This is a genomic window from Flavobacterium aquicola (genome assembly GCF_003385115.1).
Taxonomy (GTDB): Bacteria; Bacteroidota; Bacteroidia; order Flavobacteriales; family Flavobacteriaceae; genus Flavobacterium; species Flavobacterium aquicola.
Window position 1 is genome coordinate 77,697 of the sequence record NZ_QUNI01000011.1, and the last position, 26,937, is coordinate 104,633.

At 35.0% G+C, this 26,937-nt stretch carries 16 protein-coding genes; 5 read left to right on the forward strand and 11 right to left on the reverse strand.

Annotated features, from left to right (window positions below; genetic code table 11):
- Positions 1–49 precede the first annotated feature (49 nt).
- A complete protein-coding gene (locus C8P67_RS22360; RefSeq protein ID WP_245980485.1) occupies positions 50–1,600 on the forward strand; it encodes a hypothetical protein in 1,551 nt (516 codons plus the stop codon).
- 71 nt (positions 1,601–1,671) lie between these two features.
- On the opposite strand, the gene C8P67_RS16790 is transcribed toward C8P67_RS22360, so the two are convergent.
- Positions 1,672–2,103, reverse strand: a complete 432-nt coding sequence (locus C8P67_RS16790) for a glycine zipper family protein (protein ID WP_115814341.1) — start codon at positions 2,101–2,103, stop codon at positions 1,672–1,674.
- 115 nt (positions 2,104–2,218) lie between these two features.
- Positions 2,219–3,403: a Pycsar system effector family protein gene (locus C8P67_RS16795; RefSeq protein ID WP_115814342.1), complete on the reverse strand. Its 1,185-nt coding sequence runs from the start codon at positions 3,401–3,403 to the stop codon at positions 2,219–2,221.
- Positions 3,404–3,428: 25 nt separating this feature from the next.
- Here C8P67_RS16795 and C8P67_RS16800 point away from each other — a divergent pair, with 25 nt between their 5' ends.
- A complete protein-coding gene (locus C8P67_RS16800) occupies positions 3,429–7,163 on the forward strand; it encodes a metallophosphoesterase (RefSeq protein ID WP_115814343.1) in 3,735 nt (1,244 codons plus the stop codon).
- A gap of 42 nt (positions 7,164–7,205) precedes the next feature.
- Here the strand turns inward: C8P67_RS16800 and C8P67_RS16805 are convergent, their stop codons facing one another.
- The 3 genes from C8P67_RS16805 to C8P67_RS16815 all read right to left on the reverse strand — a co-directional run bounded on the left by C8P67_RS16805 (position 7,206) and on the right by C8P67_RS16815 (position 10,162).
- Positions 7,206–8,063, reverse strand: a complete 858-nt coding sequence (locus C8P67_RS16805; protein ID WP_115814344.1) for an esterase-like activity of phytase family protein — start codon at positions 8,061–8,063, stop codon at positions 7,206–7,208.
- A gap of 95 nt (positions 8,064–8,158) precedes the next feature.
- Positions 8,159–8,767: an alpha-ketoglutarate-dependent dioxygenase AlkB family protein gene (locus C8P67_RS16810; RefSeq protein WP_115814345.1), complete on the reverse strand. Its 609-nt coding sequence runs from the start codon at positions 8,765–8,767 to the stop codon at positions 8,159–8,161.
- 30 nt (positions 8,768–8,797) lie between these two features.
- Complete coding sequence (locus C8P67_RS16815; protein WP_115814346.1) at positions 8,798–10,162, reverse strand: exonuclease domain-containing protein; 1,365 nt, start codon at positions 10,160–10,162, stop codon at positions 8,798–8,800.
- A 137-nt stretch (positions 10,163–10,299) separates the two neighbouring features.
- Between C8P67_RS16815 and C8P67_RS16820 the strand changes: the two genes are divergently transcribed.
- The 3 genes from C8P67_RS16820 to C8P67_RS16830 all read left to right on the forward strand — a co-directional run bounded on the left by C8P67_RS16820 (position 10,300) and on the right by C8P67_RS16830 (position 14,263).
- Positions 10,300–11,064: an XRE family transcriptional regulator gene (locus tag C8P67_RS16820; protein WP_115814347.1), complete on the forward strand. Its 765-nt coding sequence runs from the start codon at positions 10,300–10,302 to the stop codon at positions 11,062–11,064.
- A gap of 117 nt (positions 11,065–11,181) precedes the next feature.
- Positions 11,182–11,508, forward strand: a complete 327-nt coding sequence (locus C8P67_RS16825) for a SemiSWEET family sugar transporter (RefSeq protein WP_115814348.1) — start codon at positions 11,182–11,184, stop codon at positions 11,506–11,508.
- 133 nt (positions 11,509–11,641) lie between these two features.
- The gene (locus C8P67_RS16830; protein WP_115814349.1) at positions 11,642–14,263 is read left to right on the forward strand and encodes a glycoside hydrolase family 3 C-terminal domain-containing protein; all 2,622 of its coding nucleotides are present in this window, start codon (positions 11,642–11,644) and stop codon (positions 14,261–14,263) included.
- A gap of 191 nt (positions 14,264–14,454) precedes the next feature.
- Here the strand turns inward: C8P67_RS16830 and C8P67_RS16835 are convergent, their stop codons facing one another.
- From C8P67_RS16835 to C8P67_RS16860, 6 genes are all read right to left on the reverse strand, one after another.
- Positions 14,455–16,380 (reverse strand): sialate O-acetylesterase, encoded by a 1,926-nt coding sequence (locus C8P67_RS16835; RefSeq protein WP_115814350.1) that lies wholly within the window; start codon positions 16,378–16,380, stop codon positions 14,455–14,457.
- A gap of 42 nt (positions 16,381–16,422) precedes the next feature.
- Positions 16,423–18,051 (reverse strand): GH35 family beta-galactosidase, encoded by a 1,629-nt coding sequence (locus tag C8P67_RS16840; protein ID WP_245980486.1) that lies wholly within the window; start codon positions 18,049–18,051, stop codon positions 16,423–16,425.
- A 120-nt stretch (positions 18,052–18,171) separates the two neighbouring features.
- On the reverse strand, positions 18,172–20,364 hold the full coding sequence (locus tag C8P67_RS16845) for an endo-1,4-beta-xylanase (RefSeq protein WP_115814351.1): 2,193 nt from the start codon (positions 20,362–20,364) through the stop codon (positions 18,172–18,174).
- 65 nt (positions 20,365–20,429) lie between these two features.
- A complete protein-coding gene (locus C8P67_RS16850) occupies positions 20,430–21,803 on the reverse strand; it encodes a glycan-binding surface protein (protein WP_115814352.1) in 1,374 nt (457 codons plus the stop codon).
- Between the two features lie 17 nt (positions 21,804–21,820).
- On the reverse strand, positions 21,821–23,455 hold the full coding sequence (locus C8P67_RS16855) for a RagB/SusD family nutrient uptake outer membrane protein (protein WP_115814353.1): 1,635 nt from the start codon (positions 23,453–23,455) through the stop codon (positions 21,821–21,823).
- A gap of 11 nt (positions 23,456–23,466) precedes the next feature.
- Positions 23,467–26,637: a SusC/RagA family TonB-linked outer membrane protein gene (locus C8P67_RS16860; protein WP_115814354.1), complete on the reverse strand. Its 3,171-nt coding sequence runs from the start codon at positions 26,635–26,637 to the stop codon at positions 23,467–23,469.
- Between the last annotated feature and the right edge of the window lie 300 nt (positions 26,638–26,937).

Below are 26,937 nucleotides of genomic sequence, written 5' to 3' on the forward strand. Positions count from 1 at the left end.
TAAGGATTGGCTTTAAAACTTTAGATTTATAGTTTTAAAGCCAATCCTTATGTCGTTAACTAAAAAAATCATTTTTGGAACCATTGCTTTATTAACATTATTGATTTTAATTAATTTTGGTTTGAATCTTTGGCTGAACACCCAGCTTCCAAATGTTATAAAACAAAAAAACGAGACACCTTACAATATCTCTTATAACAAGTTAAAAGTAGATTTGCTTCCGAGCAATATTCAAATTACCGATATTACTGTTTTTCCTAAAATAAAACCAAAAAACAGTGATGCTAAAATCGGTGTTTATGCCAAAACTAAGTCGATTACTATAACCAATTTTAGTATTTGGAGTTTACTTTTTGATAATATTATTAAAGCAAAAAGTATCACTGTTGATCAACCTGATGTTGTTTTATACAAAAAAGACAAAAACACCAAAAATATTCGGAAAGAGGTTACTGAGCCATTCGATAAAATAATTGCAGTATCTAATATTTATATTCTAAAAGGAAAATTAGCTGTTACCGCAGTTCAGGATAACGAAACTATAATCAGTACTCAAAATATCACGGCGACCATCGAAGATATTGTCCTTACTGATGATATATTAGAACGCCCCATTCCTTTTTTATTCGATAAATACATTGTGGACTGTGATAGTTTATACTACAAACCAAATGATTTTTATACCATCAAAGCGCACGAAATAAGAACTGCAAATCATACGCTTCACATTAAAAACTTCGAATATTTACCTCAATATTCCCGAACTGAATTTGTGAAAAAGATGCAGAAAGAAAGAGATATTTTTACAATTAAAGCCTCTTCATTGGACATTAATTCAATGGATTGGGGATTTAAGGATGAAGTTTTTTTCTTTAAAGCCAAATCTTTGGTTCTTGATGGAGTTAACGCTAACATTTACCGCAATAAAATTCCCAAAGATGATCTAACAAAAAAGCCGCTGTATAACGAATTGCTTCGCAGTATCAAATTTCCGCTGCAGGTTGATACGCTCCTTGTAAAACGTTCCAAATTAGTTTATGAAGAAGAAATTGATTTTAAAAAAGGACCAGCCAAATTAACGTTCGACCATTTTAATCTGAAAGCTGCTCACATTAAAAGCGGTTATGGCATAAAAAAAACTGCCGATGTGGATATCAATATCAATTGCCGTTTTATGAAAGATTCACAATTGAAAGTACATTGGACATTCAATGTTCTTAACCTAAAAGATCGTTTTACAATAAAAGGAACTATTCAAAATTTTGACATTAAGGCCATGTACCAGTTTACCAAACCCTACATAAACGCCTCTTTTGACGGTGTTTTTAAATCATACTCATTTAATATTACCGGCAATGATAAAAATGCACATGGTTATGCAAATTTAGAATACAAAGATTTAGATGTTACTCTTTATAAAAAAAATGACCCCGATAAAAAAGCCAAAGTAAAAAGTGCTGTTGCTAATTTGATTCTAAAAAATGATTCAAATGGCAGATCAAAAGAAGCAAAAATAGAATTGGATCGAATACAGGAGAAATCGTTTTATAATTTTTTATGGCGAAGCATAGCCGAATCTCTAAAAAAAATCCTGATATAAAAGTGCGGACATAAAAAAGAGTCTTTGATCTCAAATGAAATTCAAAGACTCCTTATTATAAAAAACACTTATTATTTTTTGTCTTTATTTTTGGTACTGTCATCAATAATAGCACCTGTGCCGGCACCTACACCTGCTCCTACTATACCGCCTATTACAGCACCCTGCCCTTTTTTCTTACTAACAATGGCACCAGTTGCAGCACCAACTCCAGCACCTATTACCGCTCCTTTTGCTGCGCCGCTCCATCCTTTCTTTTTAGCAGGTGCAGCCGCTACCGCTACTGGCTGATTTACAACAGTTACATGCTGAGCACGTTCCTTTTCTTCTTTTTCTTCAATTTTTGCCATTTCTAACTTCATTGAGTCAATGACTTTTTGTCTATTAATTTCGGTTTTCATAGAATCAATACTAGCTTGCTTTGCTCTACTGATTTCTTCATTTTGCTGTTTTTGGCATGCACCAAAAACGAATACCAACAATATTATTGATAAAGATTTCATAATTACAAAATTTAAGTTTAGTACAAAGTAAAAACCAAAATCTGTAAAATGAATTACATAATTATGATGCTTTTTTTCAAAATTTAAAGGAATAAAAAACGATGATTATCCAAAATTAAAGACTAATAGTTTTGAAAGCAATTATAAAAGCAATCACTGAAAGTACAATTCCAATCATGAAAATATTATAAGCGATTCGGAGCAAACGATATTTTTTCTCCAAAACGATTCCTAAAAAATACAAATCCTTAATTAATGAATTATAGAGATATTCGCGGTCTTTCATCATTTCATTCATTGCCCACTGATAGTCTTTCAAAGGCATTTTATAAAAATTACCAAAAAACAAAAGGTTTGTATTCCTGTCCTCAATATCTTTTTTGGTAAAAACACCTTTGGTCACTTTTGGCCGTGTAGAAAGAATAGCAAAAATTATAGTAATTACACTAGACATCAGCATTATGAAAGTTGGAATAACCAAATGAGCATTTTTTGGGCTGTCTAATTTCGGAATTAATGTAGAAAGGGCAATCGAGATAATAATAGCATTTACTGAGAGTAAAATATTGGCTTTGCTGTCTGCAATACCGCTCAAACGGGTGTGATTTCCCAAGGTAACTCTAAATAATGTATCGATACCCCGGTCTGGTTTATCTTCTTTGGTTTTCTTTTTTTCTTCTTCTTCGATTTCTTTGACTTTTTTCAATTCCTGTTTATTAAGTTTTTTTTGAACCATTGCTATATTCTTCTCTTTTAAAGGCTGCCATTTTTTCAAAGCATAAGCCGTATAAAATTGATGTTTATTCACTAAAAAATCTAAATTCTCTTTTGCCCATTCAAGATTATCGAAAGAAAGATTCATCGTGTTCTGCAGTTCAGAACGCAATAATTCACAAGTCGAATTGTATTCTAAACTGGTAATATGAACAAAATCGGCATCTTTTATAATCTTTTCCAATTGATTTTGCGGTACATAATATTTGGCGGTTGCCAAGATCAGTTTCGATACTTCGGCAATAAACACCTCCGACTGTCCTAGTTCCCTCAAAAAAGCAACGGCAATTTTCACGCTTTCATTTTCATGGTCTTCTGCCCCATTAACATAACCAGCATCATGAAACCATGCAGCAACCAAAAGCTTTTCTTTTTCTGTGCTGTCAACATTCTCCTTACTGCAAAGTTTATTAACCGCGCCAACTACATTGGAAGTATGAAAGATATTATGGTAAGAATATAACTTAGATAGTTTATCTTTGAGTAATTTGCTGACGAAATCTTCAGATTGTTCTACGAGATTCATAAAAATATTTTAATCTTACTAAATTATGAAATTGTTTTTGGATAATCATTTTATTACTACAAATAATAAATGTTTCCGTTTTATCGTTTTACTTTTTATTCTAAGTTCCTGCGCTGTGCATAAACCACAATATGGTAAAAATGTGAGCACCAATGAAAACGAAAACGCAACTGATACCATAAAAATTGCACACACCTTTTATTTGGTTGGAGATGCCGGAAATGCCGATGAAGAACAAGCACAGCAAACGCTTGAATTATTGCATAAAAAACTAAAAAAATCAAATAAAAAAGCCACTCTTCTTTTTTTAGGCGATAATATTTATCCAAAAGGTTTTCCCAGCGATAACAATACGTCAGAGAAAACATTGGCAGAAAAAAAACTGACGAATCAATTAAAACTAGCTGAAGGTTTTAAAGGAAAAACGATTGTAATTCCAGGAAATCATGATTGGTATAATGGTATCAAAGGACTTGAACTTCAGGCTGATTTTGTAACGAAATATTTAAATGACAAAAAAGCCTTTATGCCAAGAAAAAGCTGTCCGATCGAAGATGTAAAAATTGACAGCATTACCACTTTGATAACTATTGACAGCGAATGGTTCCTTGAAGATTGGGATAATCATCCAACAATAAACGACAATTGCGACATCAAAACCAGAGAAGGTTTTTTTGATGAATTGGAAAGTCTGCTGAATAAAAATCAGGAAAAAACAGTTGTTCTGGCCATTCATCATCCTTTATTAAGCAATGGAACTCATGGAGGACAATTTTCATGGGAAAAACAATTATATCCTTTGGAACAAAAAATCCCGCTTCCTGTAATAGGTTCTTTTATTAATTTATTGCGAAAAACATCTGGAATTAGTCCGCAGGATCTACAGAACAAGCAATACACTATTTATGCCAAGCGAATTAAAACACTTTTGCAAAAGCAGAAAAATGTAATTGTAGTTTCGGGACACGATCATAACCTGCAATATATCTACAAAGAAAATATCCCGCAGATTATTAGCGGTGCCGGTTCCAAATCCGAAGCAGCAAGAGCGGTTAACCCAAGTGATTTTTCGTATGGCGGAAACGGTTATGCCGTGCTTACTTTATTTAAAAGCGGTGATGCAAAAGTGACTTATTTTGGAAATGAAAACAATCAAGAAAAACTGCTCTTTGAACATGAAATCATAAAAGCCAAAGAAATTAATTGGGCTGCTAATACTTCAAATAATTTTCCTCCAAGTTTCAAGACTTCGATTTATACACCAGAAATGACGCAAAAAAGTCTGGTTCATAAATTTTTATTCGGAAATCATTATAGAAAATATTACAGCATGCCAATTGATGCTAAAACTGTCACTTTAGATACTCTTTTTGGAGGTTTGAAACCCATTCGCGAAGGCGGCGGTCATCAGTCTATTTCACTTCGATTAGCTGATTCGAAAGGAAGAGAATACGTAATACGTGCTATGAAAAAAAGTGCCACACAGTTTTTACAGGCAGTTGCTTTTAAAGATCAGTATATTGTAAATGATTTCCACGACACTTATGCCGAAGATTTTCTGCTTGATTTTTACACAACATCTCATCCTTACACGCCATTTGCTGTTGGTAATATGGCAGATAAAATTGGTTTGGCTCATACAAATCCTTTTTTATATTATGTTCCGAAACAAAAAGCTTTAGAAGAATTTAACTCAAATTTCGGTGATGGTTTATATATGGTTGAAGAGCGTCCTGCGGACAATCATTTGGATGCGAAAAATTTTGGCAACCCGACTAATATCATTGGCACAGATGATTTGATGCAGAACCTTCACAAAGACGAAAAATATTCGGTTGATGAAAAAGAATATATAAAAGCACGTTTATTTGACATGCTGATTGGCGATTGGGACAGGCACAGTGACCAATGGCGCTGGGGCGAATATAAAAAAGATGGAAAAGTAATTTACAAACCAATTCCGCGTGACCGCGATCAGGCTTTTTCAAAATATGACGGAACTTTACTTTCTCTGTTAATGAATATTCCGGCACTTCGTCACATGAGGACTTTTAAAAATGAAATTGATAACGTAAAATGGCTTAATAGAGAACCTTATCCGCTAGACTTGGCTTTTCTTAGAACTTCTGAGGAAAAAGATTGGTTGGCCCAAGCCAAATATATCCAAGAGAATTTAACCGATAAGGATATTGACAATGCTTTTAAATCACTTCCAAAAGAGGTTCAGGATGAAACCATTGAAGATATTAAGGCCAAATTAAAAAACAGAAAAAAAGAACTGCAGAAATATGCCTCGGAATATTTTAATGTTTTATGTCATACCGTAATGATAGCGGGAACCGATAAAAAAGACAAATTCATTATTAATCATAACGCTGATAAAAATATCGAAATTCAGGTTTTTAGAACCAAAAAAGAAAGCGATGAATTAATTTACACCAAAAATGTAACCGATGCCAAAACTGAAAATCTATGGATTTATGGTTTGGATGATAATGATATTTTTGAAGTTATTGGTAACCACAAATCGAATATAAAAATTAGGTTGATCGGCGGGCAAAATAATGACACTTATAACATTAGCAATGGAAAAAGAATAATTGTATATGATTTTAAATCCAAAGAAAATACCTATAATCTGGATTCTAAAACACAAAAACAGCTGACTGACGATTACGATGTCAATTCATACAATTATGAAAGACCAAAATACAATGTCATTTCGGGTCTTCCCAACATTGGTTATAATCCTGATGATGGTGTTAAAATGGGGGTGAATATCAATTATACCGTTAATAATTTCAAGCAGAATCCCTATACCCAAAGACATGTTTTAAATGCCTTTTACTACTTTGCAACTGGCGGTCTTGAATTTAATTATGTTGCACATTTTCCAGGCTTGTTGGGAAAATGGGTTATCGATGTGGAATCACAATATACTACACCCAATTTTGCAATAAACTATTTTGGATACGGAAACGAAACTCAAAATTATGATAAGGAAACGGGAATGGATTATAACAGAGTCCGCATCCAGCAGTTAAAAGCTGCTGGCGCTATCCGCCATGTAGGCCGTTACGGAAGTGAATTTTATTTTCAGCCATTTTTAGAAAAGATGAAAGTAGAAGATACCGAAGGACGATTTATAAACACTCTTGACGGTATTAATTCTGATGTTTTTAATAATCAGACTTTTGGCGGTGCCCGAATCAGATATAATTTTAAAAATTCTGATTTTAAGGCAAAACCCAATTTAGGAATGGCTTTTGCCATCGAAGCCAGCTGGACTGCTAATTTAGAAGACACTAAACAAAACTTCCCTTCACTCGAAAGCTTATTAGGTTTTACCCATAAAATTGACAAAAACGGAAAATTAATTTTGGCTACTTATATTAAAGGGAAAACAATTTTCAATGATAATTATGAGTTTTACCAAGGCGCTGTTTTAGGCGGTGACAAAGATTTACGCGGGTATAGAAACGAGCGATTTTTAGGAAATTCCTATTTTTCTCAAAGCACTGATTTACGACTTAGTATTGGCAAAATCCAGCGTACAATTGTTCCGATGACATACGGAATTTTGGGCGGTTTCGATTATGGAAGAATATGGCTTGAAGACGAAAATTCCAGAAAATGGCACAATGATTATGGTGGCGGACTCTGGTTAAATGCCGTCAATACTATAACAGCACGCATTTCCTATTTTAAATCTCCTGAAGAAACCGGCAGAGTTATTTTTGGAGCGGCATATAGTTTTTAGGGGGAGTTTCTAAGTTTCTAAGACAATAACTTAGAAACTCAGTTACTTCAACTTAAACTCATAAACCTTGCCTCCTACCTTATTTGTTTTTTCGTCGGCAATTAAAATAGTGTTATTGTCTTTGAAAACCATGGCTTCTTTTTGCGAAAAGTGATTCAGTTTTAATTCGGTTTGAGAACCTTTATGAAACAAATCTCCTTTGAAATTTTGGAATAAAACAATTTTATCATGACTTAACAAAGCGACTTTTTTCCCATCAGGGCTGATCGCTGCACTTGTCAGAACGCAATGATTGTAATTATCACAGGTCTTAAATTTACCAATTTTTATTGCTTTTTGAGTTCCCGGTGCATTTTTAATTTTATAAATGAAAGCTGTTCCGTCAAAACCTTTGCTTCTGTTTTTTGTAAAAAGATAGAAGTAATTTTGGTACTCAAAAAAACTTTCGACATCATAGAATAGTTCTTTTTTCTTTGGAGGAAATTCAGTCTGTTCAGGATATGAAAACGAAACTTTATATTCTGAAACTGCATTTTCTTTATTTAGTTCACCTTTGGAAACTTTATATATACATAAATCTTTGCGTTCACTATCATTGTTTCCAAAATCTCCAATGTAAATATTACCTTTTTTATCTTTAGTGATATCTTCCCAATCTACATTTAGTGCATTTGTAATCGTAACAGTTTTATCAATCTTTCCATGCGTATTTAAAACATATATTGAATTGGCATTTCCGCTGTCTTCAATTGTATAAATCAAATTTGTTTCGGAAAAATAAGTAATTCCGGAAACTTCTTTTAGCTTTTTAGGCAGACTGAAACGTGTTACAAGTGTATCAGAACCATTTTGGCATGCTAACAAAATAAATGCAGCTGAAATCGAAATAAAATTTTTCATAGTCTTCTCGAATAGACTCAAAAATAACACATAATTTGTGAATACGCCAGAATTATAATTTTCTTTTGATTACTAAAATTCTTTGGAAACTTAGTCTAATGAACCTGTCTAAAAGTAAGGTTAATTCTAGGGAGTACTTCCCTGCCCGTTTTGGGTACTTGATGTTCCCAAAAACTGTTTGTTTTTCCTGCCATCAATAGGAATGAACCGTGATGCAAAGGAATCTCAATCTGTGGCTGATGTTTCAGGAATTTGTGACGCAATCGAAACATACGGGTTTCTCCAAATGTAACCGATGCAATGTTCATATCTTTATTCTCACTTTGTGTCTTGTCGCTATGCCATGAAACACCGTCTTTACCATTTCTATAAAGATTAAGTAAAACAGCATTAAAATTCATTTGAATCTCATTTTCTACTCTGGCTTTAATTGTTCTTAACTCTTTAGGCCAATAAGATTTTCCAGAATTATTATCTCTCTCATCATACCACGCAATCATACGGGGCGCTGTCACTATTTTGTCATACATAGGCATTTCGTATTCACGCCATACTGTATTGTTTAATAAAATAGTATAATAATTATCTGATTCTTCTTTAGTAAAAAATCTATCGATCAGCATTAGATCAACATCTGGAGCATCGAATACAATTTTGCCAGCTGTACCAGATGAGAACATTTCAGTATCATCAAAGAGAATCATAATTATTATTTTTTTGAGGCATATTTGCGCTTAGAAGCGTTTCACTTTTCCTGGATATTTCTCCACATACGCATAAATTAAATGCATACTATATTGATTGCTTCGGTAAAGAGTGACACAGTCTTTTATTTCCGAAGGTTCCATAAAACCCGCATCTGACGAGAAATAACCCATTCCATAGAATTGTCCGTTTTCTACCCAGATACAGCTGTGTTCTTCTATATTTTTCCCTTTATCAATAATAACAAAACTGGGTCTACTTTCTAGCAAACAGTCAATGGCCTTTTCGATTTGTCTGTTGTGATTCTCTACATCAGGCCAATTTGCAGTATCATTCTTTTGAAAAAATTCTCCAACTATCGACATACCGTATTGGCAGAATCTATTATCAATTTTAAACTGTTGTGAGAGGTTTTGCAGTACTGTTATACCATCATACTGGCTATTAAACTCCTGAATACACTTCTGAAATTTGGTTAGTTTTCCAATTGCCAAATACTTATAACCGTTTCGGGCTTCATATTCATACAATCCAAATTTAGGTTCAAAACGCTTTAATGCCCGATTATACATTGGCCACAGCCTCTTAATTTCGTCACATTCGAGCAATAACGCCATGAGCTCGGTACCGCATACTTCAAAAGAAATGCCGTAGATGTCTTTTAAGAAATTTTGTCTTTGTGCGTTCACATTATGACCGCTGAAATGAGAAGCTACACGCTTTTTTAAGTTAACCGCTTTCCCTACATAAATCACTTTATTAACTTGGTTATAAAAATAATACACTCCTATCTTCTCAGGCAGCTGTTCAAAATCCTCAGGGGGCAAATTTGGCGGGAGACGCTGATCCTGCGATGTTTTTTTAATCATTTTTTCCATCTCACCTTCAGTATCCCATTCGAGTAATTTGGAAAATAATATCGTTGTTGCATCAGCATCACCTCCAGCACGATGGCGGTTTTCTATATTTATATCTAATGAACTGCAAAGATTTCCTAAGCTGTAGGAACTTAATCCTGATTTGATTTTTCTAGCCGCTCTAACGGTACAAAGCTTTCTTGCCGTCCATTTAAAACCCGATTCTTCCAGCTGATGGCGGACAAAAGAATAATCAAAATTTACATTATGTGCTACAAAAATACGATCGGTAAGCATCTCAAATACTTTTCCCGAAATATCATCAAAAATGGGAGCATCGCACACCATTTCATTATCGATTCCTGTCAGCGCAAAAATAGGAAGCGGTATTTCCTTTTGAGGATTTACAAGAGTTTCCCAGCGGTCAATTACTTTGGTCCCATCATGGATAACAATAGCTATTTCTGTAATACGGCTTCCTCTGGCATTGCCTCCAGTGGTTTCTATATCTACTATGGCGTATTCCTGCTTTTTCATAGTTTTTCTTGTGAATAGTATTCGTGTTCTTGTAACTATCTGTTATTTAAATTTTAAATAATAAAATATTTTACAAAATTAGGACTTAAAATCACTTTAATAATTATATTTGTAGTGACTTAAAATCCCTTTAACGTATGTTATATATTTCTGACAATCTAAAATGGCTCCGAAGCAGGCGGAATTTTTCTCAACAAGAAGTAGCAGACGGAATGATTCTGCCCCTAGACCGTTATAAGAAATATGAATATGGCAAAAACACGCCTCCTGCCGAAACATTGGTGATTATTTCGCGCTATTACCACATTAGTATCGATTTGCTTTTAACGATTGATTTACGGAAAATTTCTATTGATAATCTGCTGCAATTAGAAGACAATCGAATTGTTTTACCCATAACTGTTGATTCAGATGGGAACAATCTCATAGAAATTATACCGCACAAAGCTCAAGCGGGCTATCTGAGCGGTTATGCTGATGCGGAGTATATAGAAAATCTGCAGCAGATAGCATTACCCTTTTTGGGGTCTGGCAAAATGAGGGCTTTTCCAATAAATGGTGATTCGATGCCACCTCATACAAATAAATCTTTTGTAGTTGGAAAATATGTTGATAATCTTGGAGAAATAAAACAGAATAAAACCTATATATTCATTACATCCAGCGAAGGAATTACTTATAAACGGCTCGGTGCTGCAAATGATAATTCGCTGACTGTAGTTTCAGATAATATTATTTACAGTCCTTATGAGATCAAACTTTCTGATATCTTGGAAATTTGGGAATATGTATGCCACATAGGCAGAGATGATACTAAACATTTAACATCAGAAACTGATACTGTAAAAGAAATGTTCTTAGAACTGAAAAGAGATATTCATGAAATAAAACAAAAAAAATAATCCTCAGACATTCGATTCTAAAAACCGTAATCATATAATATCTGGATAAATATCTATAACAGAGTAATTTGTCAGGCAGCTTAAATTTGACAAGCATAATTTCAAAAACTGACTGTAATGGATATTAATATTATCGGAATACTTGCCGCCGTATTTACTACAGCTGCCAATATTCCTCAAGCCTATGTTATAATACGGGAACAATCAACTGAACATATCTCCGTAACTACTTATATTATTCTGCTCACGGGAACTTTACTATGGGTAAGTTATGGAATTATGAAAGAAGACTGGCCTCTCATTGTAACCAATGCTGTGACGAGTATTACAAGCATCATAATTATAATTCTCAATTTTTCTTCCAAAAAAGTAATTGGAAAAATTCATCGCGCAGTATTGCCTGAAAAAATCAAAAAAGAAGCTGAAAAAACAAAACAGGAATAATCATTGAGTCACAGCTTTACTCATTCAAATTTTATTTTTTTATATCTTAGCGAAAAGGATTATCATTTGAGTTAACTCTTATAATCTCAAGTTATAAAACATCAATCTCTATCCAGCTAAAATAAAATTTGCAATGAAAATAAATCGAAAATTTATAATTCTAATTATTGCTTTTACCTGCAGCAGTATCAAGTGTAATGCACAAAATAAATATCGTTTTCAAGATTATAATTTAACTTTTGAAGAAAGGGTAAATGACTTAGTTGGTCACTTAACTCTCGAAGAAAAAGTATCTCAAATGCTTAATTCCACTCCGGCAATAGAACGTTTGGGAATACCTGCTTATGACTGGTGGAACGAAACACTTCATGGAGTAGCCCGAACTCCTTTTAAAGTGACTGTTTACCCACAGGCTATCGCTATGGCAGCAACATTTGATAAAAATTCATTATTTACCATGGCCGACTATTCTGCAACGGAGGGGCGAGCCATTTACAATAAAGCGGTCGCTTCCGGCCGTACAAATGAGCGATACTTGGGACTTACCTATTGGACACCAAACATTAATATTTTCCGTGATCCGCGCTGGGGACGCGGACAGGAAACTTATGGAGAAGATCCATACCTAACAGCCATGCTGGGTGATGCCTTTGTAAGAGGACTTCAGGGCGATGACCCAAAATACATTAAAGCAGCAGCCTGCGCCAAACATTATGCGGTACATAGCGGTCCAGAACCTTCAAGACACGTTTTTGATGTAGATGTAAGCGCATACGACCTTTGGGACACTTACCTTCCTGCTTTTCAAAAATTAGTTACCGAATCTCATGTTGTCGGAGTTATGTGCGCTTATAATGCTTTCAGGACGCAGCCATGCTGTGCCAGCGACATTTTGATGACAGACATATTAAGAAACCAGTGGAAATTCGATGGTTATGTAACCTCCGACTGCTGGGCAATTGATGACTTTTTTAAGAACCATAAAACACATCCTGATGCTGCGTCAGCTTCTGCAGATGCAGTATTTCATGGAACGGACATAGATTGCGGTACCGATGCCTATAAAGCTTTAGTTCAGGCAGTAAAACAAGGAAAAATTACTGAGGCACAGATAGATGTTTCGGTAAAACGACTGTTCATAGTTCGTTTCCGTTTGGGTATGTTTGATCTCGTTTCAATGGTTAAATATTCACAAACGCTTGATAATGTTCTAGAAAGCAAAGAACATGCTGCACATGCTTTAAAAATGGCACAGCAATCAATGGTATTGCTAAAAAATGAAAAACAAACCCTCCCATTAAGCAAAAAACTGAAAAAAATTGTCGTGCTAGGACCAAACGCGGATAATGATATAGCCATTTTAGGGAATTATAACGGGACACCTTCTACGCTGAAAACCGTACTGCAGGGTATAAAAGATAAAGTTGGCACAGCTACCGAAGTTATTTATGAAAAAGCGGTCAACTTCACCAATAACAATCTTTTACAGTATCAGGATTTATCCCAGCAGTATTCTTATGAAGGAAAACAGGGATTTAAAGCTGAATATTACAATAACAAAGACCTTGAAGGCACACCAGTAGTAACCCGTGAGGCCAAAGTTGACAATATCTGGCAGGAAGGCCAAGCAGTAACCGGCACGATAAGAGCCAATAATTTCTCAGCCAGATATACTGCCGATTTTAAAGCTGAAAAAGACGCAAACATAACTTTTGAACTCCAAGGCGATGAAGGCTACCGTTTTATTGTAAACGGTACAGTAGTAATTGATTCATGGAAAAACAACCAATCGGAATCAAAAACCTATGAACTTGCAGTAAAAAAAGACTCTCACTATACCTTAACTGTAGAATACTGGCAGGGCGAAGGAAGCGCTTATATCAAAATGAATGCGGGCAGTTATGTTAAAACAGATTATAATCAGCTTGCAGACCGCTTTAAAGATGCCGATGCCTTTATCTTTACAGGAGGAATATCTCCACAGCTTGAAGGCGAAGAAATGAAAGTAAGCGACCCCGGATTTGATGGCGGAGACCGTACCTCAATAATGCTGCCTGCTGTACAGACAGAACTTATGAAAGCCTTAAAATCAACTGGTAAACCTGTAATATTTGTTATGATGACAGGAAGTGCGATCGCTGCACCATGGGAGTCCGAAAACATTCCTGCAATTTTAAATGCATGGTATGGAGGCCAGTCAGCTGGAACCGCAGTTGCAGATATTTTATTTGGCGATTATAATCCATCCGGCCGTCTGCCTGTTACATTTTACAAAGGTGACAGCGACTTGGCATCTTTCAATGACTATAATATGGAAAACCGAACCTATAGATATTTCAAAGGTGTGCCGCAATATGGTTTCGGATTCGGACTGAGCTATACTTCTTTCAAATACAGCAAATTAGAAATACCTGTTCAAATTGAAAAAAATAAAAATGTATCAGTATCGGTAACTATTACAAATACAGGCAAACTTGCAGGTGAAGAAGTAGCACAATTATATGTCCTTGACCAAGGCAAAAAAATAAAAACTGCCATAAAAGCCTTGAAAGGTTTTGAAAGAGTTTCTCTTAATCCAGGACAAAGCAAAACGATAACTTTTACTTTGACTCCGCAGGATCTATCGTATGTTACAGCTGAAGGCAAACTACAGCAGCTTGATGGCAAAGTAGAAATTGCCGTAGGCGGTCATCAGCCTGACGAACATAACCTATCAAGCAGCGGATTAATTAAAGCAACAATAACTATTAAATAATCATTAGGCTGCCAATTCAGGCTATACACTGCAAGTCCGCGGTCATCGCCCAAAAAAACATAAACCCAAAAGGAGCTTCCGCTGGTCGCTCTTTTGGGTTTTGTTTTTTAAGGGCTCTTCCCTTTCGGGCTTTCCGTTTCTATCCTGGGCAGAAAGAACCTTCAGTTATAACAGAATATTTTTCTTATCTACTATTTTCCAGAAAAAACCGTCACCTCAAAAGGAGAAGCTGGTAAATTTTCTTTGTTGTATAAATTTGCTCCTTCCGGATTATTTGCCCACGCATATCTCACTTTTACAGGATTTTGAATAGTCATACTCGAAACCACAACTTTATTGTTCTCAATAACAGCCTCAGCCCAAACAAACTTGCCATCAGAACCGGCAATTGCAAAACCTTTTAGCGCATTCCCGCCTTTAGCAGCTAAACCTTTCTCCGAATCCGAAAAACTTAAAACAAGTTTATTCCCTTTCAATACAATTGATTTAAAAAGCGGTCCGGAAGCTGTTAAATTCTTTTCTCCATAAACTAACTTTTCTGCCTGCAGTGCCAATCTTTTACCTACATCATATTTATTTAAAGGATGAATATCGTTCCATTCCCCTAAATCTATGGTTACTGCCATTCCAGTATTAGGAATTCTTAACGTATTTGTCTGCTGCTGTCTTAATGCTGCCCAGTCACTTTCTGTTGGCTGTGAATTTGGTTCCATATAATTAGCGAGCTGCACCAATATAAATGGCAGTTTCTCCTGATGCCACTGTTCTCTCCAATTAGCAATTAATGTTTCCATCAATGCTGCATATTCAGATGGATTTTTAGTATTTGATTCACCCTGATACCATAATACTCCTTTGATTGAATAATTTTTTAAAGGGGCAATCATCGCGTTGTACAATCCTACAGGTTTCCACCGTACAAATGTCTGCCCAGGCAATGGAAGCATTCTTGCTCCCAATTTATATTTCCAAGATCCTTTTAAATCAACTGTATCGTTCCCAAATGTAAGCTCATATGGTTTATCGGTTACAAAACCGCCTTTCCCTGAATTATTGATAACCCTGATGGCAATTTCATTTTTCCCTTCTTTTAAAATATTGGCATTAAAAAAATAAATTCTCGGAGGATACTGATACGAAGTTGTCCCAACAAAATACCCGTTTACATATACTGAATCAGCATCTACAATTCGTCCTAAAACCAATTTTGCTGTAGTGGCATTCACTTTTGAAACAGCAAATTCTTTTCTGAACCAAACTGCTCCATTTTGATTTCCAAGTTCATTATCTGCCCAATAACCAGGAATATTCATTGCTTTCCAATCGGAATCATCGAAGTCTGGTGACTCCCATTTGTTTTTTAATCCAATATCTGTTGTATTCAATAACTGATACCAGTTACTGCTTATCTTGCGGTCATTTTCATCAATTTGTTTTTCTAATGTTCCGTCTTTGTATTTGAGATATTCCTGATAATATTCTGGAAATTTTTTAATTCCTTCAGCATTAATCCAGGATTCAGCGGGAGATCCTCCCAAAGCCGAATTGATTAATCCAATCGGAATTTTATATTTATTATAGATTTCACTAGCAAAAAAATACCCAACGCCCGAAAACTGCAAAACTGTAACTGGGTTTGCTTCTATCCATATCCCAGAATCAAAATCCGAATTTTCTTTATCAAAAAAATATTTATCCGGCACCAAAAACTGTCTGATTTTCGGATTATCTGCTTTTGCAATAACATCTTTGTATTTGTACTTCAAGCGTTCCATCGGAAGTTCCATATTAGACTGCCCGGAACAAAGCCAAACATCTCCAAAAAGAATATTCTTTAGCACAATTGTATTACTGGCTTTCAAAGTCATTTCATAAGGTCCGCCTGCTTTTTGAGAAGGCAGTGTAATCAGCCATTTTCCGTCTTCGGCAGTAACTGCAGTATATTTTTTATGATTAAAATCAAGTTCCACTTTTTCCTTTGGCGAAGCCCAGCCCCAAATATTGACCTTAACATCACGCTGTAAAATCATTCCGTCACTTATTAAACGGGGTAATTTTATTTGGGAATAAAGGCCTGCACATAAAAACAGTGCAATAAACAATGCTGTTTTTTTCATTTGATATTTTTATTTTATAGTTCTTCCTTCTACAGAAATCAACTATTCGTAGATATATAATTTTAGTTTTTGAATTTCATAATCACCAACAGAAATTCTAAGATGTCTTCCCTGATGCGTCTGATCGCCGTTAAAATGGCGGATTGTTCTCCAGACATCTCCGTCAAATCTGCCTTGATCAACTTTTAAAATCCCAGCATTTAAATCTTTATTTTTTAAAGATTTAAAAGTCACCACAATTCCGGAGCCGGCAATATAAAATTCGTCTGGTGCGGTTTCTATAATAATCGCACTGGACATTGGCCAAACATTTTCTTTGGCACCATCAGACCAATTTAAAGTATAATCGTGTTTAAAAGTAAATTCATAATTACCCAATGTGATAATTTGTGATGCATTTTCTTTGTCCAAAAGTACTCCGTCAATCTTGCCAAGTCCTTTGTATTTTTCTATAACTGGAGTTAACTGTCTAACCAGATCATATATTTTGCCCAAAGGTTCTTTTTTACCATCTTCAACCGATTCAATAGAAAATGGAGAAAAACCAATAGCTTCATAATGACCAATTGCGTACAATCCCTTGAATGGAGCGGTAGCATCAAACTTATGTTCTGGTATAAATAATGGATCTCCCTGACGGGTAAATAAATCATTCCATTGTTTAAAGGAAGGATTATAAAAATCCGGTGCCAGAAAATCTATTGTATTTCCTGCTGCTTTCCAAACATCCATTACATGCGGGAGCGGACCGGCACTCGGGTATTCACCCGGTTTTTTTCCAGAAGCATTCAGGGCAGCGTTTACATACATAGGAATTGCATAACTGTCTTTTCCTGCTTTGGCTACAGCATTAGTAAATTTTGCAAAAAACCAAGCCATAAAAATTTCATCTGTCTGCAGTCCTTTACCAAAAACTTCTTCCCAGTTTCCAGAGGTTTTAAAACCATTTATTTTCCATAGTTCTAAAAACTCAGGTACCAGTTTTTCTTTGTTTTTCTGCATGTACTGCAATAATTCTTTAGGTACTTCTTTTTTGAAAGCTTCGTTTGCCAATGGATGATAATCTCTTGCTGTTGGCAGCATTCCTATTTCATTCTCCACCTGAATCATTATGACAGTTTGATCTTTTCGATCAAAATCTTTTATATGAGCCATTAGTTTTTGAAAAGCATTTAGATCTGCTTTTAAATTATTTTCACTAAAAGGCGTTAAAATCTCATGACTTTTATTTTTGTCATCTTTGATCCTCGGATATATTTTCTGATTTAGTTTTACCCAAGCCGGAGCATGGCTGGACATACTGTTTTTCCAAGATCCGAACCAAAGAAAAACCAGTTTCAGATTTTCTTTTCTAGCTTTAAGAATCAAATTATCAACCAAAGAAAAATTAAATTTACCTTCTTCCTCTTCTATAAGTTCCCAATAAATGGGCGTCAGAACAGTATTAAGATTCATATCGGTCAGTTTTGACCAAATGGGCTCCATACTTTCCATACTGGTAGCGGAGGAGTTACCTAACTCACCGCCTAGTATAATAAATGGTTTGACATTGACTATTAATTGTGTTTTATCGCCTTTTTTTTGAAGACTTGGTAGTGAATTTTGGCAGAATCCAAATTGAGCCACTAATAATAAAACTAAAAGAAATCTGCAGTTTATAGAATTAAACATCCTTTTTATTTTAATATTAAAAATGAAAAATAGAACCGAAAAAAATTTAAAAAAAATAATCCATAGTATACCTATTAAGGATTCATACTATGGATTAATAATTATTAAAAATAGTCAAAATTATTTTTGTAACTCTCCTGAAAAGTCTGTACTTACATCTTTTCCTGCTAAACCATCAGCAACTCCTTTATAAGCATGTTTACGCTTGTAGTTTGCATCCCAAACATTTGGAGCTTCGTCTGGCAGCCAGTTTTTGTGTTCGGCTTCATTATCAGAAACACCCCAGATTGTAATTCCGTATTGTTGTGCTTTTGGAATATTATTACGGTAAGAATCAATCACAAACTGATACATTGCAGACTGATCTGCCAATTGCTGTAAAGTAGGTGATTTTGTACCTAACCTTACATCCAGTTCCGAAACTTTTACAAGCTTACCTGTAGCAGCTAATTTTTTGAACATCTCAACAATTTGATCTTTACTTGTGTTTAAAGAAATATGCATTTGAGTACCAATACCGTCAACTGTTGCTCCTTTGCTTTCAATATATTTTACGTACTCAATCAGACCATCGCATTTCGCTAAACTTGATTCTAAATTATAATCATTAATAAACAATTTATCAGTAGCATTTCCATATTGACGGGCTAATTTGAAAGCAGTTACTGCATAATCTTTACCAAGATATTTTACCCAATAGAATTCATCGGTGGCTAATTCTGTTACATTTCCGTCACGCAGACTGCCGCCTTCCTTCATTGGTTCATTTACTACATCCCAAGCATGAACATCGTTTTTGTAATGCCCCACCATTTTGGTAATCCAGTTTTCCATTGCTACACCAATTATCTGTGTTTTTTCAGCTTCAGTTTTTTCTACAATAACCGGACCTGTTCCTCCACCTCCACTAGCTTCAACTGGTGTAAGTACAATATCATCAATGGTAAATGTAGCTGCAGTTGCTCCAAAATCAAAGATTAATTTAGTTCTGTCTGCTGTACTGGGTTTTACAGTTTTTACTACCTGAGTCCAGGTGCTGGTAACATTGATACCTCCATAATAATTAGCGCTATAATCTGCACTCTGAATTTCGATCTGTAAAGCAGCAGGCACATCAGATTTTACCCAAAAAGTACAAGTATATTCTTTGTCTTTTACCAATGGTGCACTAAAAGTATATACTTGCTGTGCACTATAATTATTTGCCGCAACAGGATTTGTTAATACCATGGCATAACCAGTTCCGCCATAGCCACCACCATTTGAAGAGATAGCTCTTGTAGAACCATTTCCGTAGCCAGACCAAGGAGAAAGAGCTCCACTTTCGAAATCACTGTTACTTATTAGATTAACTACAGTTGGTGCAGCATCTAAATCTACAACTGTAAAATTATCAACATCTATATGATAAGCTACGTTTGGCAAATATCCTAAATCCAGATTCAATTTAAAAGTAGTTCCGGAAACGTCGTTCACTGTGATTTTTACCTGCTGCCATTGTGATGTAGTCGCAAAAGCTTCTGTCCAGGAACCGCCAGTAGAGTACCAATCCTTCCATGGGTAATTATTACCCAATCCGCTGAAAGAAACACGTCCTTTACCTGCCTGATCAGACTTAATAAAGAATGAAATTTCATATTTATGACCGCTTACTGTTGGTATGTCCGGGGAAGTTAACTGCAAATTGTAAGGAGCCGATGATGTTCCGCTTGCGATTAATTTAATTGCTTTTGAAGAACTTGACAAACCAGCTCCATCAACAATTGAGATTCCGGCTCCGGGATTATTCCTTGCCCAACCGCTAAAGGTTGCATTCTTTAATCCTGCAGTATTAAGCGAATTAGAACCACTTGATCCTGGGATAACTGTTGGAGCAATTATACTATTAAGATAACTGGCATTTTGATTGGAATGCCACACCAGAGTATGACCATAAGTAGATAAACCTGCTTCTTTTGCTTTGGCTATAAAAGCATCCACTTTATCAAATTTGATATCGCCATTGGCACTTACCATTGGTGCGTGTTTCATCTCATAACCTATTGTTACTTCATCAAAATTTTCGTTTACGAGGTTGCGATACACATCATCGCTCATGTATAAATCCAGACCAACTCCTGAACCAAGTTTGAAATCAGTATAGTTTTTTAAAGGTTCGTAACGGCTGATTTTTTCGACTAATTCCAAAGGAAGTTCTGCTGAAGTAATCTCGCCATGAGAAGGATCTTTTCCCCATTCCATTAAATTATCATCGCAGGATGTAAAAAGCATACATGATAATGCAATTGCCGGTAATATTTTAGTGTATTTCATTTTAATTTTTTTTGGGTTAAACAAATTGATTGTTCATAATTGAAAACAATACTAAAATTTATTTATTAGTTAGAAAAATCACTGTAAACTGGAGTGTTTAACGAAACAATTCTCCAATTATCCGTGTAAACGCTTACTGAAGTTGCAGAAGAAGGGAACTCAAGTTCGCTGCTCTCACCAGATACGTTACTCCATTTAACATTCGAGTTTTCAAACCATACACCGAAGTTTTGATAAGTTGCAGCTTCTCTAAATGCAAGTACATCCTCAAATGTAAAATCTCCTTTAGAAAAACTATAAAACTTAGTCAATGGAACAGTTACAGTCTGCCATCCGGCTGTTTTAAAAGGAACGACTTTACCCTCATCTGTTAACCAAGGCACAAAGTTATATAGTCCTCCAGTCCAGGCTCCCCCGTTAAAATTATTTATCAGACATATTTTCAGATATCCTGTATTTGTCCAGTCCTGCGGAACATAAATATCAAATTGAAAAGCCACCTGATCTAATGGAGTTGAAGCAGGAATGTAAGGAGTTAATTGTCCTCTCCAATTATCTGTTCCGGTTCCAGCAGTCCATGCTTCGGAACAACGGTTGGCTCCTGCAGCAAAAGATGCGATACGTGATGGACGATGCGGAACATATTTTCCCTGAGAAATATTTTGCATTCCGATAGCCGCAGATTCTAAATCGGCATCTTTGATCATACCAACATCAGAACCCCAAAAGCCATGAGTACCATTTCCATCAAAATCCAGAATAACCCCTTTTTTGAAATTAAAATAAGCTGGTGAATAAGCACCTCCGTTGGCACCTTCAACTAATAAAGAACCTCCATTTGTTGAAACTCCAGCTGGTACAGTTACTGTAAAAAATTCTCCATCTTCATCAGATGTTATTCCGCTAGTAACAGCAATATTTCCTGGGAAAACCACTTTTTCTATTTCAGTTAAACCAGAACCAAACACGGTAATCATTTCGCCTGCCTTTGGCAATGTATTCGAAATAGAAGTAATTACAGGAGCTCCTGAACGAATTTCAAATGGAAATATCACTTCATTCGAATCATTTACAAAACGAATAGTGTTACGAACTGCAGGATCCGCATCAATAGTTGGCGTATCTGCAGAGATACTAACTAACATAGACGTTCTTGAAACATATACTACATTAAAATAGGTTTCAAAACCATTAATATATACTTTTTTTAATCCCTCAAAACCAGCTCCTTCTACACGGATTAACTGCCCTAAACGTGCAAATGTAACCTGTCTGTCAAGTACGGATGAATTTACATCCTCCAAATAAACTTTGCTTATAGTTATAGCTCCACCCTCATTATCATTGTTATCACAAGCATTGAATAACAAAGAGACAAACATCATAAAAATGATAGTGACAACAGTACAATACTTTCTATTTAAAATATAATTTTTCATATTTTGTATTTTCAGTTTTAATTAAATAAATCAGTTATTTTTTCATCCTTGAAGTCATAAGGAACAGGTGCCTGACTTAATAATGGATTCTGAATTACTTCTGATTCTGGATAAGGCAATAAAAAAATTGAAGTATCTATTGCTCCAATAGCTCTTGATGAATTATCCCTTGTAGCATCTACTGAAACGGTATTAGTAGCTGCGTCATAAGTAATAGGAACAATAACTCCTCTTGACTGACCTGTAATATAATTAACAACTTCCTGCTGTTTGTAATAAGATCTTCTTACCAAATCATACCAATACTGTCCTTCCATGCACAGCTCAACTCTGCGTTCGTGCATAAGATCCTGAAAAGTAAGTGTTGTTTTAGCATCTAGTCCAGCTCTTGCTCTTAGAACATTGACAAAAGTCAAAGCATTTGCATCTGAAGTACTGGCACTATTTCCTAAAGTCGCTTCTGCATAATTAAGAAGCACTTCTGCAGTACGTAGCATATAGGTGTTCAAAGCTGAATTTTGCTTAGAAATTTTGCTGTTATCTTTGTTTGATCCTACAACTCCTTTTTTGACATTTACAAAAGTATTTGCATGATCAACGGTATAGCCGCCGTTTGAAATATTAATTTCTGGATAAAAATCTTCATCTGCCATCCAAGTAGCGTGACGCCTCTTGTCTTTTGGCTCATATTCATACAAAATATCATTAGAAGCTCTTGTCCAGTACCCCCAAGCCGCATCGTCGCCAGTAATATCTGAACCTAAAGCAAAATAAGCCTGTTGCGTATTTGTTACACCATAACTGCCGTTAGGCACCCATTGCAATGCAAACATAGATTCAACATTATTATTATTATCGACTTTAAATAAATCAGCATAATTAGCTAATAAAGAATAAGGTCCGCTGACTGCTTTTTCGGCCGCTTTTTTAGCCAAATCAAGATAAGCCTGACTTCTAGTTCCTGAATTAGGATTATCACTCAAACCCGAAACTGACAAATACAAACGGGATAACATTCCAAATGCACTATACTTCGTTAACCGTCCTGTTTGTGGCGCAGCTTCTGGAAGATATTTTGCTGCAAATTCCATATCACGGATTGCAAATTCATATACATCTTTTGTTGGATTAGTATTCACTATAGGATTCTGCACTAAGTCTCTCGGATCTGTAGAAATAATTACATTCCCCCATAAAGAAGCTAAATACCAATAAGCTGTTCCTCTCATAAAACGAGCCTCAGCAATGTATTTATTTTTAGTATTTGCATCTACACTGCTTCCTTCAATTCCGATAATAACATTATTTGACTGCTGTACCACATTATACAAAGACCCCCAAGCAGATACTAATGGTCCTGTTAATCCTGTTTCAGTCAAATCGGCAAACGGATAAATATAATCAGAGTAAGGAGCGTATAAATTGTATGCGCGTCCATCTCCTAATCCATAATAAAATTTATCGTTAAAATCAAACCATACTTTGTTATATAAGGGAGCGGTAGCCGCTTTAAAATCATCTTCTGTCTTAAAGAAATTTTCTTTGGTTATCATATTATTCGGTTCTTGGTTAAGAAAGTCATCACTGCAACTTGTTCCCAAAAAAGATAAAGCAACAAAAAGAAAAATGCGTTTAATATGTATCTTTTTCATATTTTTTATGTTTAAAATTTAACATTTACTCCAAACGTAGTAATACGCGGTGAAGGATAACGTCCGTTATCGATACCCGAATAAAGTGCACTATTATTTAATGTACCTACTTCCGGATCGTATCCTGAATATTTAGTAAATGTGAGTATATTTTGCATATTCGAATAGACCTTAATTCCTGCTACTCCAATTTTGGAAACAAAAGAGCTTGGTAAATTATATGCTACCGAAATATTCTTTAGACGTACAAAAGATCCGTCTTCTACAAAACGGTCACTATTACGAAAATTTGATGCAGATGATGCAGATGATGCCGCAATACGAGGCATGTAAGGATCTCCTCCTACAATTTGAACATTACGATAATCATTTGGCCCATTAGGATCTATTAAACCTAATTGAGCATACCCTAAAGCTGTATCTAATAAATTAGTGTTTTCTCGAGGATTTTCTAACCAGCGACGCTGATAATTCATTACATCATTTCCGTAAGAACCATCTAGAAAAATGCTCATATCAAAACCTTTGTATGAAAATGTGTTGGTTATACCAAAAGTAAATTCAGGTAATGGATTCCCAATATACTGCAGGTCTTTATCATCAATTACACCATCTTTATTCGCATCATCAAACATATAATCACCTATCCAGACACCATTTTCGCCAATTTTCATATCTTTTGGCAAAGCAGTCGGCATTACATTTCCTGAGGCATCTTTATAATAAAAATCAGTTGCTTTTTCAAAACGTCCAATTACTTTATATCCATAAAATTGACTAATAGGCTGTCCCACTGCTGTGCGGGTTACTACAGTAACATCTGAGCCTTGTTGAACAGTTCCATCATAATGACCTGTATCTGTATTTAATGCCAGCACTTTATTTTTATTCAATGAAAAAATAAAATTGGAAGTCCAGCTAAACTCTTTATTCTGAATGTTAATAGTATTCAAAGCAATTTCAATTCCTTTATTTTCTAGTGATCCAATATTGTACCAAGGTGCCGAAGTTGATCCTTGCCCAGATACACCAGCATACTGTGGCAACGACAATATATTTATTAAATCATCTGTTTTCTTATAATATACATCAGCAATTAACTCGATACGGTTGTTAAAAAGTCCTAAATCTATACCAATATTTGAAGCATATGTAGTTTCCCATTTCAGTTTCTCATTTGCAGTATTAGAAGCTAATAATCCAGTTCCCCAGTTAGCGGTAGCACTTGAAGAATAAGTTGAAGTATAAGCGTAAAGAGGTACTTTATCATTACCAACGGCTCCCCAGCCTAATCGAAGTTTAAGGTTATTTATAACTCTATTCTCTTTTAAAAAATCTTCATTTGAAGCTTTCCAAGCAAAAGCCGCTGAAGGAAACCAGCCCCAACGGTTGTCTTCTGCGAATTTAGAAGAGCCGTCACGACGTATCGTTGCTGTTAATAAATATTTATCATTATAAGAATAAAATAATCTACTGAAATATGAACTTAGCGAATTAGTACCACTGCCATTTGTCACTCTAGCAGTTGTAGGATCTCCCATAGATAAATCTGTCGAAGTGTTGGTTAAATAGCCTGAAACATATCCGTATAAACTTTCCCAATGATTTTCTTGTGCTTCCAGCCCTGCCATAGCATTTATGGAATGTTTTCCAAAACTATTAGTATAATTTAAAACATTATTCCAGATCCAGTTTTTACTATTACTTTTTGTTCGTGTCCCTTCGCGTATATCATTTTTAATTTGACCAAAAGTATATGAAGGCTCAAAAGTATATGCACTCGTAAAACCATAATCCAAAGAATATTGCGTTTTGAATGTTAACCCTTTTGTAAAGGTTATCTCAGCATAGGTATTTGCTCTCATACCTACCCCTTCGTTATAATTGTCTCTTATCGAAGCCAGCCCTACTGGATTATTTTGAACAAACTGATCAGTATCAGGACCATCAAAAGTTCCATCAGCATTACGTACAGGTACATTTGGAGTTTGTTTTAATGCTGTAAGAATTAATGCCCCATCATTTATTGTAGTGTTTTGCTGGGTATTGCTCAAACCAAAATTAACACCTACTTTAAAATAATCTTTTACCTGAGAATCTAAATTAGCTGTCAAATTAAAACGGTTAAACATAGAACCTGCAGCAATTCCTTCTTGATCCATATAACCAATTCCCATATAATAAGTACTTTTATCTGAACCGCCTGACGCTGATAAATTGTAATTTTGCATCAATGCCTGATTAAACAGTTCATTTTGCCAATCTGTACCTTCTCCCAACAAATCGGGACGAATAAAATTCGCGTCTTTTTCAACAATTCCTAAATCCGAACGTGTGTTTTTTAAATAAGCATATTCTTGAAGATTAAGTACCTGTAATTTTTTTGGTATTTCCTGCCAACCAACATAACTATCAAAATTTAAAGATAAATCTCCTTTTTTTCCTCGTTTAGTAGTCACCTGAATTACTCCGCCTGAGGCACGAGATCCATAAATTGCAGTTGCAGAAGCATCTTTCAAAATATCAATAGAAATAATATCCGAAGGGTTAATTACTGAAAGCGGATTACCATTTAGAGTACCATTATTCCCATCAATTATCACTCCATCGATTACATAAATAGGTTGGGTTGCTCCATTAATACTGCTAATCCCCCTAATATTAACCGAAGATGAAGCACCTGGTGCCCCACTATTTTGCGATACTTGTACCCCAGCAGCACGCCCTTGTAAAACCTGCTCAATCGATGTAGTAACAGTTTGGCTAACTGCTTTACTTGTAACGGTAGAGACAGATCCCGTTAAATCTCCTCTTTTCATCGTCCCGTATCCAACTACCACAACCTCTTTAAGGTCATTTGAGTTTTCCTGCAGGATTACATCAATTTTTCTTTTGTCGCTGACTACAATTTCTTTGGTTTTATAGCCAACAAAGCTAAAAACTAAAACTCCGTTAGCGGGAACTCCTTTTAAAGAATAACCTCCGTCAAAATCGGTTACTGCACTCGTTTTTGTTCCCTTCACAATAATATTTACACCAGGGATTGGTCCACTACTGTCAGAGACTGTCCCTGTAACAGTTGTTTGAGCATTTACTGCAGCAGAAAACACCAAAATCAGGAACAGATAACCTAAGTTTTTAAAGTATTTTGATTTGCTTTTAGTAATTAAAAAGTTAGTCATAAATAATTGTTTTAATAGTTAATAGATGGTTTAGGTTTTTATTTCTTACTTATTATAGGATTACATTTTTTTAATTCTATCATTTGATCAGACAATCTAAAAAACAAATATAAACAAAAAACAATATCACGCAATCGGTTGTGTTTAATTTTTTTTAAATAATACAAAAAAAACTAAATAAAAAAATACTTAAAATATTTTAATATGCACAAATAATAAAATAATTATCAAAAATAGAAGTTATTTAAAATAATTAGGCAGAAAAAAAACAATGATTAACTCGTTTTACTTCAAAATATT

Bases quoted from the DNA above. Each gene is read 5' to 3' on its own strand.
- C8P67_RS22360 (WP_245980485.1), top strand. From the start codon at position 50: ATGTCGTTAACTAAAAAAATCATTTTTGGAACCATTGCTTTATTAACA.
- C8P67_RS16790 (WP_115814341.1), bottom strand. From the start codon at position 2,103: ATGAAATCTTTATCAATAATATTGTTGGTATTCGTTTTTGGTGCATGC.
- C8P67_RS16795 (WP_115814342.1), bottom strand. From the start codon at position 3,403: ATGAATCTCGTAGAACAATCTGAAGATTTCGTCAGCAAATTACTCAAA.
- C8P67_RS16800 (WP_115814343.1), top strand. From the start codon at position 3,429: ATGAAATTGTTTTTGGATAATCATTTTATTACTACAAATAATAAATGT.
- C8P67_RS16805 (WP_115814344.1), bottom strand. From the start codon at position 8,063: ATGAAAAATTTTATTTCGATTTCAGCTGCATTTATTTTGTTAGCATGC.
- C8P67_RS16810 (WP_115814345.1), bottom strand. From the start codon at position 8,767: ATGATTCTCTTTGATGATACTGAAATGTTCTCATCTGGTACAGCTGGC.
- C8P67_RS16815 (WP_115814346.1), bottom strand. From the start codon at position 10,162: ATGAAAAAGCAGGAATACGCCATAGTAGATATAGAAACCACTGGAGGC.
- C8P67_RS16820 (WP_115814347.1), top strand. From the start codon at position 10,300: ATGTTATATATTTCTGACAATCTAAAATGGCTCCGAAGCAGGCGGAAT.
- C8P67_RS16825 (WP_115814348.1), top strand. From the start codon at position 11,182: ATGGATATTAATATTATCGGAATACTTGCCGCCGTATTTACTACAGCT.
- C8P67_RS16830 (WP_115814349.1), top strand. From the start codon at position 11,642: ATGAAAATAAATCGAAAATTTATAATTCTAATTATTGCTTTTACCTGC.
- C8P67_RS16835 (WP_115814350.1), bottom strand. From the start codon at position 16,380: ATGAAAAAAACAGCATTGTTTATTGCACTGTTTTTATGTGCAGGCCTT.
- C8P67_RS16840 (WP_245980486.1), bottom strand. From the start codon at position 18,051: ATGTTTAATTCTATAAACTGCAGATTTCTTTTAGTTTTATTATTAGTG.
- C8P67_RS16845 (WP_115814351.1), bottom strand. From the start codon at position 20,364: ATGAAATACACTAAAATATTACCGGCAATTGCATTATCATGTATGCTT.
- C8P67_RS16850 (WP_115814352.1), bottom strand. From the start codon at position 21,803: ATGAAAAATTATATTTTAAATAGAAAGTATTGTACTGTTGTCACTATC.
- C8P67_RS16855 (WP_115814353.1), bottom strand. From the start codon at position 23,455: ATGAAAAAGATACATATTAAACGCATTTTTCTTTTTGTTGCTTTATCT.
- C8P67_RS16860 (WP_115814354.1), bottom strand. From the start codon at position 26,637: ATGACTAACTTTTTAATTACTAAAAGCAAATCAAAATACTTTAAAAAC.